The sequence below is a fragment of the Coleofasciculus sp. B1-GNL1-01 genome, assembly GCF_040220235.1.
Taxonomy (GTDB): domain Bacteria; phylum Cyanobacteriota; class Cyanobacteriia; order Cyanobacteriales; family Coleofasciculaceae; genus Coleofasciculus.
In genome coordinates this window covers 1-12,738 of sequence record NZ_JAVJTO010000022.1, presented here as the reverse complement: position 1 = coordinate 12,738, position 12,738 = coordinate 1, and the positions used below count along the sequence as shown (strand labels likewise).

8 protein-coding genes are annotated in these 12,738 nt (G+C 44.4%); 5 read left to right on the top strand and 3 right to left on the bottom strand.

Annotated elements, in window-relative coordinates:
* The first annotated feature begins 316 nt into the window (after positions 1–316).
* From RID53_RS05090 to RID53_RS05080, 3 genes are all read left to right on the top strand, one after another.
* Positions 317–1,318, top strand: coding sequence for a phosphotransferase (locus RID53_RS05090; protein ID WP_446387092.1), 1,002 nt, complete (start codon positions 317–319; stop codon positions 1,316–1,318).
* A 156-nt stretch (positions 1,319–1,474) separates the two neighbouring features.
* Positions 1,475–2,914 carry an iron uptake porin gene (locus RID53_RS05085; RefSeq protein WP_446387091.1) on the top strand — a complete coding sequence of 480 codons (1,440 nt, stop codon included), beginning with the start codon at positions 1,475–1,477 and terminating at the stop codon, positions 2,912–2,914.
* Positions 2,915–3,208: 294 nt separating this feature from the next.
* Positions 3,209–4,048 carry an SDR family oxidoreductase gene (locus RID53_RS05080; protein WP_446387090.1) on the top strand — a complete coding sequence of 280 codons (840 nt, stop codon included), beginning with the start codon at positions 3,209–3,211 and terminating at the stop codon, positions 4,046–4,048.
* A 96-nt stretch (positions 4,049–4,144) separates the two neighbouring features.
* Here the strand turns inward: RID53_RS05080 and RID53_RS05075 are convergent, their stop codons facing one another.
* The 3 genes from RID53_RS05075 to RID53_RS05065 form a co-directional block, all read right to left on the bottom strand.
* Positions 4,145–4,738: a hypothetical protein gene (locus RID53_RS05075; protein ID WP_446387089.1), complete on the bottom strand. Its 594-nt coding sequence runs from the start codon at positions 4,736–4,738 to the stop codon at positions 4,145–4,147.
* 95 nt (positions 4,739–4,833) lie between these two features.
* Entirely contained in the window at positions 4,834–8,919 is a 4,086-nt protein-coding gene (locus RID53_RS05070) for a response regulator (RefSeq protein WP_446387088.1), read from the bottom strand.
* A 545-nt stretch (positions 8,920–9,464) separates the two neighbouring features.
* Positions 9,465–9,776, bottom strand: a complete 312-nt coding sequence (locus RID53_RS05065; RefSeq protein ID WP_446387087.1) for an ATP-binding protein — start codon at positions 9,774–9,776, stop codon at positions 9,465–9,467.
* 177 nt (positions 9,777–9,953) lie between these two features.
* Here RID53_RS05065 and RID53_RS05060 point away from each other — a divergent pair, with 177 nt between their 5' ends.
* Positions 9,954–11,003 (top strand): DUF3179 domain-containing (seleno)protein, encoded by a 1,050-nt coding sequence (locus tag RID53_RS05060; RefSeq protein WP_446387086.1) that lies wholly within the window; start codon positions 9,954–9,956, stop codon positions 11,001–11,003.
* 513 nt (positions 11,004–11,516) lie between these two features.
* Positions 11,517–12,738, top strand: a 1,222-nt coding sequence (locus RID53_RS05055) for an IS1380 family transposase (RefSeq protein WP_446387085.1), incomplete at its 3' end; no start/stop codon positions are given.

Sequence of the window (12,738 nt, the reverse complement as noted above, 5' to 3'; positions counted from 1 at the left end):
TAAGGGTTTGAGAGCTATTGACAAAACTTAGTACAGTGCCATTTTCTTTTGTCCGACTACTTAGGGGCGGTTGAATAAGTATTAGGCAGATAGGAAAATATGGCGACAAGGATACAACAAAATAATAACAATTGACACAGAACCCCTCTCATGTCCCATAATTCCTCCAAATCCCCCAACCCATCCTCCAAATCCCCCAACCCATCATCCAAATCCCCCAAAACCTCTGCGCCCCTCTGCGCTTACCTCTGCGCCCCTCTGCGTTAAAAAAACATCATTTCGACACCACTAATTTCCATTTAAAATCGTCAACTCCATGACCATTCCCGTAATCGATCCATTCAACATCACCACCGATCCAAACCTGTCATTCCTTACCGCAGCCCTTAACCCAATCACCGTCCAGCAAGAACTCACCAAAAACCTACCACAACCCCTTCAGAAAAGCAACCTTTGTGCGATTAAAGTCATTCGCTACAAACCCGGACGTCGCTGCTTAATAGAATACAACCTAACCCATCCCAATCATTCCACCATTCCCATCACCCTGCTCGGTAAAGTACGGGCAAAAGGCACTGATTTTAAAAGCTATCAACTCAACCAAGCCCTTTGGCAGAAAGGATTTACCGATAATAGTAACGATGGAATTAGTATCCCCGAACCTATCGCCATAATTCCCGACTTTCAGATGTGGCTTCAGCGCAAAGTCCCCGGAGTCACCGCCACAAAATTACTCCCCCAACCCCAAGGAATTACCCTAGCTAAACACATTGCCGAAGCCATTTATAAACTACATCAAGCCAAAATTCCGCCCCAGCGCCGCCACACCATAGCCGATGAACTGCGAATTTTGCACGAACGTCTGCCCCTAGTGTCTCAACTCAAACCCCAGTGGGAAACCCGTTTAAAGCAAATTTTAGTGGCGTGCGATCGCGTGGCAGCAATAACCCCAGAACCACAACTTCTGGGTATTCATCGCGACTTTTATCCTGACCAAATTCTTGTCGATAACAATCGCCTTTATTTACTGGATTTGGACTTATATTGTCAAGGCAATCCCGGCTTAGATATTGGTAACTTTATTGGACATATCACCGAGCAAAGTTTGCGAACTTTAGGCAATCCCGAAGCCTTAGTGGATCGAGAAAATGCGTTAGCGGAGAGATTTATTCAGCTTGCAGGTGAAGCCCTTCGTCCAGCGATTCAGTCTTATACAACCTTAACCTTAGTGCGACATATTTACATCAGCACTCAGTTTCCAGATCGGTGTCAATTTACCGAATCTTTATTAGAACTGTGTGAACAACGTCTCAAATAAAAGATGATCGGACAAATTTTATATCAAAAACTAGGGCTTTTAATGATTGTATTAGTTTGTCCTTTAATAGGAACACATACTACCCTAGCCAATGAGTTTCTGACAACCGATATTGACTCTAATTATTCACGATCAAAGGAACTCACCCATAGTGACATGAACACCGTCACACCTGTATCTCAGCTAGCCGATGTCAGTGCTGATGATTGGGCATTTCAGGCATTGCGATCGCTCATTGACCGCTATGGTTGTCTCAGCGGATATCCTAATAACACCTATCGCGGCAATCAAACCCTGACTCGCTATGAATTTGCCGCTGGATTAAAGGCTTGTCTAGATTACGTTTACGAACAAAATATCAACAGTACAACCAACCCCGTTGCCGAAACTGATCTAAAAACACTGCAACGGTTACAACAAGATTTTTCTACTGAATTAAACCTACTTGCAGAACGGGTATACAGCCTAGAAAATCGCACAACTCAATTAGAATCTCGGCAATTTTCTCCCACCACCGAATTAGAAGGAGAGGTGATTCTTGCGTTTAGTGGAGTTCAGGGGACAAAAAAAGCTGATGGAAGTGGTGAAACCATTGACAATAATCTCACCTTTGGCAATCGAGTTCGCCTCACCTTAGAAACCAGTTTTACCGGAAAAGATAGACTACAAATCCGTTTGCAAGGTCGTGATATTCCCGAATTTGCCGAAGCCACAGGGACACAAATGGCAAACTTAGGGTTTGATGGAAAGGATGACAATGAAGTCGAACTTGATGAATTAGAGTACCGATTTTTAGTCACTCCCCAAACCCAAGTGAGTCTGGGTACAGTAGGAATCGGGTTAGGCGATTTAATCCCCACCGTCAACCCTCTATTTAGCGGAAGTGGGGATGGTTCCATTTCCACCTTTGGGCGAGAAAATCCCATCCGTCGTCAAGGAGAAGGGGCGGGAATTGGCATTTCTCAGAACTTGGGGGAGTCTGTTAATCTATCCTTGGGCTATGTTGCCATTGATGCCAATGAAGCCGATAATGGGATTTTGGGCAATGATACTTATGCTGCGATCGCGCAATTAACCTGGCAACCTAGTGACATCGCCTCTTTAAGTTTCACATACACCCGTTCCTCAAATAGTTTTAATACGGGAACTGGTAGCGAATTAACCAGTGATCCGTTTAATCGCGAGACTGAAGACGTAACAGCTAACTCTTTTGCCGCTGAAGCCTCTATACGAGTCAATCCAGGATTTATTTTAGGCGGGCGAGTGGGTTTAATTCAAGCGCAAGCTAATGACTTACCCAATCAACCTAATGCTAATATCATTACCTGGTCGATGTTGTTGGCTTTGCCAGATTTTGGCAAAGAAGATAGTTTGGTAGGTATTCTAATTGGTCAACCGCCGAAGATTCTTAATAATGAACTGGGCGCGGATTTTGAGGATCGGGATACAGCGTTACATCTAGAAACATTTTACCGTTTTCCGCTTAATGACGATATCTCGATTACTCCAGGAGTCTTTGTGATTACTAATCCAGAACACAACGGCGATAATGATGCAATTTATGTCGGCACTATCCGAGTTACATTGACGTTTTAATCTTGATTTAAGCTAGGTTTTCCTCAAATCAAGCCAACCGACACAGAGATCATAAAAATATTCAATTTAATGGTAAGCTGTCATGCATTTAAATTGGGTATTAGTAGCGAGCAAGATGCAAAGCCTGCGGCATGGCTTCGCTAAAGCCTGCGGCATGGCTTCGCTAAACGCACTACAAGGATTTCGTCATTATTGACATTAAGGTTTAAATGCCGAACAGCTTAGCTAATTAACCGCGATCGCATTGCTCTATTCCCGGTTCTAAGGTACAGTATCCAAGGAGGATAGCCCATCATGACTTCACCAGCAGCCAGAACTCAAGAACGGGTACTCGTCGCCGGAGCCACAGGCGGAGTGGGACAATTAACTGTTGCCAAACTCCTAGAGAAAGGCTTTACCGTGCGCGTACTCACTCGCAGCGCCGAAAAAGCCCGGACGATGTTTGATAACCAGGTAGAAATTGCCATTGGCGATATCCGTCAGCCAACTACTCTCCCTCCCGCCACACAGACTATTACTCACATTATCTGTTGTACTGGAACCACCGCCTTACCCTCTAATAAGTGGGATTTCGACACCATGGATCAAGGGGAGGGGTTAGGAAATTTAGTTGAATGGGGTAAGATTTATCTGGATGCCGACTATCGCCAGACTCATGCTCGCAATAGTCCTGAACAAGTGGATGCTCAAGGAGTTAGTAATTTAGTCAATGCAGCGCCCAAGGATTTAAACCGATTTGTGTTTATCTCCTCCTGTGGTGTTTTGCGGAAAGATAAACCCCCCTTCAATCTTTTGAATGCTTTTGGTGTACTGGATGCCAAAGAAAAGGGGGAATCAGCTATTATTAATTCGGGGTTACCCTACACAATTATTCGCCCCGCACGGCTCATTGATGGACCCTACACTTCCTATGATTTAAACACGCTATTGAAGGCAAAAACTAACGGCAAATTAGGTGTGGTTGTGGGGACAGGTGATACCCTAAACGGTGAAACCAGTCGAATTGATGTAGCCGCCGCTTGTGTGGAATGTATCGATAACCCGGTGACAGAGGGGAAGGTTTTTGAGTTAGTGAATAAAGGCACAAGACCGACTAAAATTGATTGGACAGCATTATTTTCTGGTTTGGAATAGTTAGGGGTGAGGTAGGGCGGGTTTTGTTGATACGTTATGGGTAACAAGTTAATCGAGTTCCTAAACCCACCCCTACAATTGTTCCTAAACCCGTCCCTACGATGCTGTCCACAATGCTAACCCGCCACCGCGTCCTCTTGCTGCAATTGCCCGATTCTCAACGAGGAAATAGGTGAAAAATGCCTTATCTTTTAACGGTTTATCATAAAAAGAAGCCTCTCGCTCTTGACCGCCGCGAATATATCCGTTATACAATTTTAAGCCAAATAATGACACGTTCATGCGGGTGAAATCAAAGGCGAGAATATTTGTCTTGGCAAAAAACTGAGTGGGTCCTGTGACAACCAGGTGCAGAGATCCCAGTTGTACTGAATTGACGACTGTTCCTTGCTCTTGACTGGCTTCTGAGGGGGAGTAGGATAACTGAATTTTTACCCATTTCGGCAAAAACCGTCCCGCACCCAAAACCACGCCAGCACGTTGACGAGAGCGTTTGGTTCCGGTGATAAACCCTAATCGCCATGTTCCCAGCAATTGGGAATAGCTATGGCGTACTTTCGTCTGTTTGGCTGTCTTCTCGGCGGTTAACAGCGCCTTAACCACAGCCTCCGGTGTAGGGGGTTGGGCAGAAGGTGTGGTTAAATACGCGATCGCTTGATCAAGTGTTGGATCAGTTAAGTCTGTGGTCATAACGATTACTATACCAAAAGAGTGGAATAGTTGTAGGTTGGGTTTCGACTTCGCTCAACCCAACAGAATCTAGGGCTAAGGTTCCCTACTACCAACTAAAGTTCGGGTTTGTGTTCTAATAAAACTGTTTTCACGGGTTCATATTCAACCTTAATCTGGGAGAATAACACGGCTGTCGCTTCACGATTCTCACGCTTCGCCTTGGCTTCTAACTCCTGACATAAATGAGCCAGACGTGTGGCTCCTACCATCGCACTGCTGGATTTCAACGTATGAGCAGTTCGCGTCACCAGTTCAGTTTCTCCCTGGGTGATCCCATCGGACAAGTCTTGTAAGAGTTTAGGAGTATCCTCTAGATAGTGCTGAATCACTTCGGCTAATATCTCCTCTTGGTTGAGCATCTCCCGTAATTGTTGAAAAATGACGGGATCAAACACGGGTTTATTGGATACATCTAATCCCGCCGCCTGGGTATTATCCGATGGAGTTGTATCAATAGAACGCCTAACTTCCTCTGCTTCCTCTGCTTCCTCTGCTTCCCCAGCTTCCTCTGCTTCCCCAGCTTCCCCAGCTTCCCCAGCTTCCTCTGCTTCCTCTGCTTCCCCAGCTTCCCCAGCTAGGGCGGGTTTAGTTAAGTTAGAGGTTTTCTCCGCAAGGGTATTGGTAAAACCCGCCCCTACACCCCCTGCTTTCTTTAACGCCTCAACCAATTCCTCAATACGGATAGGTTTGCTGATATAATCATCCATACCTGCCTCGATGCACATTTCGCGATCGCCGACCATGGCATTAGCGGTCATAGCTATTATTCGCGGACGTTGCGATTGAGTCTCCCCATCTAAATCAGACCACGCTTGACAAATGCGCCGGGATGCCTCTAACCCATCCATTTCTGGCATCTGCACGTCCATAAACACCACATCATAAGGCTGACGCTGTAGCGCTTCTAAGACTTCTAACCCATTCCCGGCTACATCCGCTCGATACCCCATCCGTTGCAGCAGATGCAACGCTACCTGCTGATTCACCGGATTATCTTCCGCCAGTAAAATCCGTAGGGGTAACCGTTCACCCATCCTGGCGTCAATGTCTGGTTTCTTAGCGCTGTGGACTTTTACCTTAATCGGTATCCCCGCCATCGCTTGCATCAGCACATCACACAGTTGAGACTGTTTAATCGGTTTAGTCAGAAACCCCGCAAACGTCTGCTTCACATCAGGTGTATCGACTTGCAACTCACCCAGAGATGACAGCATCACCAGAGGCAGAGTTTGACAACCGGGAACCTTACGAATTTTTTGTGCCAATGTTACCCCATCCATCTCTGGCATCTGCATATCGAGAATCGCCAGATCAAACCGTTCTCCCTGATGCAGCCAGTCTAAGGCTTGAACCCCTGATTGCGCCGCATAGCATTCCATCCCCCAGACTTGAGCTTGGCGCATCAAAATCTTGCGATTGGTATCATTATCATCGACAATCAGCAGGCGTTGACCATCAAGTTCTAAGCGACAAACCTGATTACTATTGAGTTGGGTACTCGGTTCAGCCGGAACCACGAGGGTGAAGTAAAAGGTTGAGCCAATATCCTCTTGACTTTCTATCCACATTGTCCCACCCATCATTTCGCACAATTGCTTACAGATAGCAAGTCCCAATCCTGTGCCACCATATTTGCGGGTGGTTGAGGAATCGACTTGACTGAAGGGTTGAAATAAACGGTTTAATCGTTCTGGGGGAATACCAATTCCAGTATCCTTAACCGCAAATTGAATCTGGTAATGGGGGGTAGCCGCCGAGGGAGTAATGGATAGGGTTGGAGATGGAGAATCATCACTAGCCTTGGTTTTTGGACGCTCCCATTGTTCATAGTCGAGTTTCTCGGCGTTGACCGAAACAATCACTTCCCCTGATTGGGTAAATTTAATCGCATTACTCAACAGATTGACCAGAATTTGCCGTAAGCGAGTCGCATCGCCGACAATCATCCGGGGAGTTTGGGGGGTGATTTGATAGGCTAGTTCTAAGTTTTTATCACTGGCTTTGGCGGCTAACAGATCCAGACAATTTTCAATACAAACTTGTAGATCAAAGGAGGCTTCTTCTAACTCCAGTTTGCCGGATTCAATCTTGGAGAAGTCGAGAATATCATTAATAATGGTGAGTAAGGTATCGCCACTATGACGAATCGTAGTGACAAATTCCTGTTGTTGAGGGGTTAACTGCGTATCCAACAGCAGTCCAGTCATACCAATCACCCCATTCATCGGCGTGCGAATTTCATGACTCATCGTAGCGAGAAACTCACTTTTGGCACGAGTCGCTGCCAAAGCCACATCACGCGCTTGTGCCAATTCTTGTGCCGCCTGGTGACGCTCAATTTCTCCGCCAATCCACTGCGCCATCAGTCTTAACAGTTCAATTTCTATATCTTTGAATGGCGTTTGTCGGGGGGTGAGACTGACGAAACAGAGCGTACCATATAGTTGTCCGCTAACTATGACAGGAACACCAATATAGGTTTCGACTTGGAAAACCTTGAAGCCGGGGTGATTGTGCCATTGGCTGGTGCTAGCGGATAAGATACAAAGGGGCTTTTTGGCGTGTACGATTTCGGCGCAGTAGGTTTGTTTCAGGTCAAGAGTCACCCCTTGGAAGTTCAAATTATTGGGCATTTGGGCGGCGATGATTTCATAACGCCCGTTCTCGGTGTCAATGTTTTCGATATGAGAGAGAATACCGACATCCAGATTAAACTGGCGGCGTCCCATTGCTAGTAAGTTTTGTAGCTTTTGCTCAAAGTCAGAATTTTGTCCGGTTGTAACTTCGTATAAAGCGCGAATTATGGCAGCATTTTCTCGCAGTTCTTGTTCAATGTGTTTGCGTTGAGTAATATCAATAGCAATACCTAAAATTGCTGGGGTTGCTGAACCGGTGACATAGAAAGGAATGCGGGTGGTTTGCACGATACGAATGTTACCCTGAGCATCGGGAACTCGTTCCTCTGGGATGTGTTTGGGTTGTCCCTGTTGAATAATTTGTCGTTCTTCTTCGCGAATGCGGCGCAGTTGTTCGGGAGATTTAATAAAGTCTTCGTCTTTGTGGTTGAGCAGGTGTTCTACCGTCGTCCCATAAGCATCCGCGATCGCTTGATTGACTAGGATAAACTGTCCATCTAAATTTTTGGCGAAAATAAAGTGAGGCACTAGATCAATGATTTGACGTAGCTTTTGCTCACTGGCTTGTAACTGTTCGGCGGCTTGCTTGCGATCGCTAATATCCTCTACTGATCCTTCATAGTACAGCAGCACACCATTCCCATCCCGCACCGCACGAGTATTCTCACTAATCCAGATAATCCTCCCGTCTTGGCGATATACTTGGGACTCGAAACTAGAGACAGCACCCTGTTGATGAATCAGGCGTTTAAATTCAGCCCGTTGGGTTTGATCGACGTAGAGTTGATGTTCACAATCGGTGAGGCGACTGATTAGGGTTTCGGGGGAGGGATAGCCATAAATCTTAGCCAGAGCCGGGTTAGCGCTAAGATACCGTCCATCGGGGGTGGTTTGGAAGATACCCCAACCCGCCTTTTCAAAGATACTGCGATAGTTTTCTTCGGCTTCAGCTAGAGCTTCGGCGACTTGGATACGTTCTTTAATTTCTCGTTCTAACTTCTGATTTACCTGGGTTAATTCCTGGGTGCGCTCATTCACACGCTCCTCAAGTTGAGCATTCAGACTACGCACCTCAGCTTCGGCTTGCTTGCGATCGCGGATTTCCATTTCCAACGCTTGATTAGCCGCTTGCAGTTGAGCGGGGCTGGGTAGGGCTAAAGCTTGGGGAATCAGCGGAATCAGGACTAACGCCGTGTAACAGGAAACCAAAGCCGTAACCGCTTTAATCAAGCCAGAGAGCCAATAATCTGGAAACCAAAGTGTCCAGACTCCCATAGCGTGAGTCATCCCACAGGCAATAATAAAAGCACCAAATAAGAAAAATACTCTGGGAAATGGGATATCCTGTCGCTGGTCAACAAAGTAAAGCAGAGTAACAGGAATTGAAAAATAAGCCAGCGCGATTAAGGCGTCCGAAATAACATGTAGGGAAACTAAATTCGTTTGCCACAAGTAGCAATGACCGTGAGGAATATACAACAGTGTTGTTAATAAATCTGGCATTATTAGTCCTTCAGTAATCCAGCCGATTGATTCCCGTAAGTGGGTGGACACAATTAAAGTTAACGGTTGAGATTAGGGAACAGGGAACACCTCGACTTACCTCGACTCCGCTCGGTAACACGCTCGGTGTGTCACAGGGAACAGTAAGGGTTTGAGGGCAATTTCCAAAACTTAACACAGTACCGTTTTCTTTTGTCCGACTACTTATCCAAAAGAGTGAATGCTCCATGTTATTTTGCTGTGAGCCGATTGAGGGTAGGGGCGCATAGCAATGCGCCCTAGCGCCCTTGATTGGAGGACATCACGTCAAAGCTGCTGTCGAAACAAAAGAAATCAGGGATAGTTTAATTGAATTCCGTTTCTTGTAGGAAATGGCGAAAGATTAAAAGCTAATGGTAAATCACCCGTTTCTGTCTATTTAGTAGCACAACTTGTCAGAACTCTTTATCCTCTAACATGGAATACTTTATCTATAATAAACATTTTGGCTGGACGAATGACATGGCTTGCTTATTTTCGGGAGCGAGTATGACGTAGCTTGCTGCTCAAAGGAAGGGAGTATGACGAATGACAATGACGATAAGAGCCGTTAATTCGCCAGGTAGACGCTGTGCCATTTGCGGATCAATCTGGGAGGAAAGGGACGCGGGTTTCACAGGAATCGGCTTGCCCACCAAAACCTGATTCAGGATATCATAACCCACACCCGCCTCACTGTCTACCCACATCGTACCGCCCATGATTTGACTCAATTGTTTGCAGATAGCTAATCCCAGCCCGGTTTCGCCATATTTGCGGCTGGTGCAGGAATCCACTTGGAAGATTTTCCCCACACCCGACACCCCCACCCCTGACATCCTAACTACCTTTCCGAAGAGCTTGTCACCCCTTCAGCCTTTCCTCTTTTACCCTTCTACCCCTTTTCCTCTAAGTAGGTGGACAATAATTAACGTGAACGGTGAAGAACTCGCGCAAGCGAGAAGCAAGCTACGTCATTCGTTTATGTAAGGGTTTGAGGCTTGTTTACAAAAATTATGATTTATTCAATCGTATCTTTTATCCTAGGTTTTACCATCTCATTCGGCAGACAAATTTCGGTTTTTGCCAAACTCGACAAAGGGCTTTGGTTTTTCCAAAACTACGAAGTTAAACGGATAATATTTACTAGCTTTTCATTGATATTTGCCGCCATTGCCATTTATCAAGATACAGATAATAGGTTGGTTTTCGGATTATCCGTGATGACATTTGTCTTGCTAGGTTTTGCCTTTTTATTCGACATGACCTATCTTTTTCCAGAGATTGATCGAGTTGATAAAACTTTGGCAAGATGCACCACGATAAACGAAACTACCAGAATAATTGGATTAACGATAGGACAAACAGCAATCGCTTACCCTCTTGATGAAGTGGTTATCCCCAGGCATATTATCAACGACGAAATCGAACACACAGCTATTCTAATTTCTTATTGTGCGCTTTGCCAAAGTGCTTTGGCGTTTAAAGCCGAGGTTGGCAAACAACACTTGTATTTTAAAGTAGCAGGTGTCTGGAGAAGGAATATGATCATGATTGACAAACACACCCAAAGTCTATGGCAACAAGCAACGGGGGAATGCATTTATGGAACCTATAAAGGGACTCAACTAGAATTGTTATCGGGCGAAAATACAACGTGGGGAGTTTGGCGAGGAAAACACCCGGATTCGCTGTTTGCCGAAAAATGCTTTGAATCCAGACACGGGATTCTCTCTAGGGAACTCATGCTAAAAGCCCTTAATTTCGTAACCCCCAAGGTAACAATGCCCGGATTTGCTGATTTGTCAGGATTACCGCAACGCGAAACGGTTTTTGGCATAAGCTTCAATGGTGTTTCTAAGGCTTATCCCCTATCCGAATTAAATACGATTTCCCAGTTCACAGATAACTTTAACGGGAAAAATGTGGAGTTAGTTTACGATCAAAAAGAAAACTGCTTGGCGGCAAAGGAAAAAGAAAACAATCAAACTTTAATTGTCGAAAAACACTGGTGGTTGGGATGGAAGGAATTTCACCCCAATACGGAAATCTGGAGAAACAATTAGGTAGGGGTGGCTGCCATCGAACTCTGATCAGCTCTAAGCTGTCATGCATTTAAATTGGGCATTAGTAGCGAGCAAGATGCAAAGCCTGCGGCATGGCTTCGCTAAACCCCGCATTTCTCACAAGAAGCGCGATCGCAAATCACAAAAACCTTGCCAGACAAGGATTTAATCCCATTTATTCCCCCCAGCCGCACACAACAGTGTGTTGCACCTTCAAGCCTCTGAATAATCATGCTCCTCAACCTAATAAAAAAAGCAAATTGATGCTCATATTTTTGGCATATAGCTTTAGTAAAAAGAATTAAGCTGTTCGGTATTTAAATTGGGGTACCTAAAACCTTGAAAGGCAACAGGGAATACACAATTTAAATGCGTTTTAGTTTAAGTAGTGTAAAGTTTACGCTAATTAACTTTTCTTGATGAACTCAACTAGGATTTTAACAATTAAATTGAGAATAAAATTCATAAAACCTGATATAATTTAGTTATAGAGAAAGTCAAATATTTTACTTTATGATTGCTAAATTATCTCAAAGGAATGACCATTCACTCAACTTTGGAAAAAAGAAAGGGAAAGAAATTCTTGCTAACTTTAACGGTGGTCGAATCACGTCAGATGCGGGAATTGTCTGGTTAGCAGAATTAGATAAAAAACTAAGAATCACAGCCAGATTTGCTGAATGCTTTCAAGACCATCGAAATTTAGCCTATATAGATTATACAGTTCATCAATTACTCGCTCAAAGAGTTTATGGTATTGCTTTAGGCTACGAAGATGTCAATGACCATGACCAACTACGCTATGATCCTGCTTTAGCAATTGCCTTAGAAAAGCTCAATTTTGATGACTCATCATCAGCAATTTTAGCCGGAAAAAGTACCTTGAATCGGCTGGAATATTGCCCCGATACAATCCTTCAACAACAAGAGTCTCGCTATCATCGTATTGAAGCTAACCCGGAAGAGATTAAGAAAGCCTTCGTAGACATCTTTTTGGAGTCTTATCAAACCCCTCCTCAACAAATCATTTTAGACATGGATGTCACCGATGACCAAGTTCATGGGAGTCAAGAAGGCGCATTTTTTAATACTTATTATAAAGGAGTCTGCTATGCCCCTTTGTATATCTTCTGTGGACATCATTTATTAGTGGCAAGATTACGTCCTTCTAATGTAGACCCAGCCGAAGGAGCATTAGAAGAATTGCAGAGAATTATTGGCTTAATTCGAGAGAAATGGCATAATACGCAGATAATAGTGCGAGGCGATAGTGCTTATGCTCGTGAAGAAATTATGAATTTTTGTGAAGATAAAGAAGGGGTAAATTATGTGATAGCAATGGCAACAAATAGCCAATTAAAGTTACAAGCAACGAATCTTATTGAAAAAGCAAAAAAAGAATACGAAGAGAAGTTATTGCCAGTCACTGAATTGATGGATAGTCTTTTCTCTAAGGATGAAGACTTAGAAGAGGTGAGAAAGTTAGTTCCCAACGCAACTTGGTTTCGCTCTATCTACTATCAAACTGAAAAGTCATGGAGTCGTCAAAGAAGAGTGGTAACAAAAGTGGTTTATGGGAGTGAAGGGTTAGAGCTTCGTCATGTCGTCACATCTTTACCTCCTTCTCAAATTACGCCTTCTCAACTTTATACTAAACAATATTGTCCGAGAGGAGAAATGGAAAATCGGATTAAAGAACAGCAATTAGACTTATTTGCTGACCGAACTTCTACCC